2 protein-coding genes are annotated in these 2219 nt (G+C 32.0%); one reads left to right on the top strand and one right to left on the bottom strand.

Annotated features, from left to right (window positions below; genetic code table 11):
- Window positions 1–198: 198 nt before the first annotated feature.
- Window positions 199–1248: an acyl-CoA dehydratase activase gene (locus FGK85_RS14985; protein ID WP_243122903.1), complete on the top strand. Its 1050-nt coding sequence runs from the start codon at window positions 199–201 to the stop codon at window positions 1246–1248.
- Window positions 1249–1449: 201 nt separating this feature from the next.
- On the opposite strand, the gene lepB is transcribed toward FGK85_RS14985, so the two are convergent.
- Window positions 1450–1968, bottom strand: a complete 519-nt coding sequence (lepB, locus tag FGK85_RS14980) for a signal peptidase I (RefSeq protein ID WP_138207944.1) — start codon at window positions 1966–1968, stop codon at window positions 1450–1452.
- Window positions 1969–2219 lie beyond the last annotated feature (251 nt).

Genomic DNA, 2219 nt, shown 5'->3' with positions numbered 1-2219 from the left:
TAAATGTGGACTGAAAATAGACAGAGATAAAAACGCTTCAATTAATCTTGGTAACTATAAATTAGCATAATATCACCTAAAAGATAATGCTAATATGTACCCTGCGTTGTGGGGGAATTCAAGTCCTAGGAGAGTTACACAAACTAGAGTAGAATAATTAATTATTCAAAATAGAACTCTATGAACAGGAAATGTTATTTGGTAACGAATAACGCAAGTAAAATTTATATATTTATAACTTTTTATAAGTTTTATGCAACGGCTTTTGCAGAATCTCTTAAACTCAAAAATGCAAAAAATAATGTTAGTAATAAAGTACACTATGATTTAAATATTAATAATAAGCTACATGATACCACAAAGGTATCAATGGATAAAAAATCTATAATAACCCTTAAAGAAAATATGGCACATACTAAAGAAAATACGTTAAATACTAAGGAACTCATAGCTAGTACTCAAGATTCTAGTGCATTTTTTGCTGGCATAGATAGTGGTTCCACCTCAACCAATGCAGTAATTTTAGATTTCCAAGGAAATATAATGTCATATTCTGTGGTTAAAACCGGACCTAAAAGTATTGAAGGAGCAGAAAAAGCTTTAAAGAAAGCTTTATATAAATGTAACCTAAATAGGGAAGATTTAAAATACATTGTTTCCACAGGGTATGGCAGAGAAAACATCCCTTTTTCCAGTGAAGCTGTAACTGAAATCACTTGTCACGCCAAAGGGGTTCATTATTTAAAAAAAGATGTTAGAACAGTTATCGATATAGGCGGACAAGATAGCAAAGTAATAAAACTAGATGAAAATGGAAACGTAAAGGATTTTGCCATGAATGATAAGTGCGCTGCAGGCACTGGTAGATTTTTAGAAAATATGTGTAAAGTGCTAGACATACCTATAGAAGATATAGGACATCACTATGTAAAATGGAATAAAGATTTGACTATAACCAGTATGTGTACTGTATTTGCGGAATCTGAAGTAGTCTCTTTAATAGCAGAAAATCAAGAAACTGCAAACATAGTTCACGGTCTATGTAAATCTGTATCCACCAGAGTTCTTGCTCTAGTAAACAGAGTTCAAAAATCTGGCGAAATAATGATGACTGGCGGTGTTGCTAAAAATATAGGGGTAGTAAAATCTCTTGAGGAGCTAACTAACCAAAGCATATTTGTTCCAGAAGAACCTCAAATAATAGGCGCTCTTGGGGCTGCACTTTTTGCAAAAGAAAAATTTTCATAATTCCCTAACCCCAAGTTCACTATGTCAAAATGTCTTAGTCACAAGATTCTAGATAATAAACTATTACAAATTAGTATAAAAAGTGGCAAGATGCATGGTGCAAACATGATTTTCTTGCCACTAGTAATTTCTTTAATTTATATTTTACCCAACTTCAACAAGTGAACTTATCACAGCCACAAGTACATAGGGCTTTCTGTATTATTTTAATTTTCCTACTCTGCTGAAAGGGAATATGACGAAATGTGCCTTCCCTTTAATATCATCTTTATCTATATACTTATTATTCCAATAACGTGCATCTAGTGAATTAGCTCTATTGTCTCCCATGAATAAAAACTTATCCTTAGGCACTTGGAATGACATATTTGCCTTTCCTCCTGGATTTTTCACATATGTTTCTGATTTTTTTTCACCATTCACATATACTGCACCATCTTCTGCCACATCTATTTTATCTCCCGGCACTCCTATAAGTCTTTTAATAAGCATAACCTTAAGTTCCTTAGAGTAAAAAACTACTATATCTCCTCTTTTTAGTTTATCCTTTTTATAAACTTTAGTAACACCTATCTTATCCCCTGGTTTTATTGTAGGATACATAGATTCAGTAGGCACGGATATAAAGAAAAATACAAATTTATTTATTAAAAAAGCTAGTATTAATGCCGCTAATACTGGCACAACCCACTCTTTAAAAAAATTTTTCACAAAATACACCCCCTGTAAGTCAATAAGTTTTATGCTCTATAATGATATTTATACTGGACTAAAAGTAAACTCCATCAGTCTAATTATAACATCATACAAAATATTATACACTATAATTTGTAATATATCAGAGATTTAGCACCTAAATTCCAGTAAAAATTTTATTTTTACTGGAATTGTATCTTTTTACATTTACTTAAAGGGCTGGTAAGCCCGCAGACCGATAGGTCGCAAAAATAGATACACTTACCCCTACCCCA

Origin of the sequence: Haloimpatiens lingqiaonensis, assembly GCF_901447495.1 — a bacterium.
GTDB classification, from domain to species: Bacteria; Bacillota; Clostridia; order Clostridiales; family Clostridiaceae; genus Haloimpatiens; species Haloimpatiens lingqiaonensis.
The sequence above is the reverse complement of the archived record's forward strand: the minus strand, read 5'-3'. Positions and strand labels throughout refer to the sequence as shown.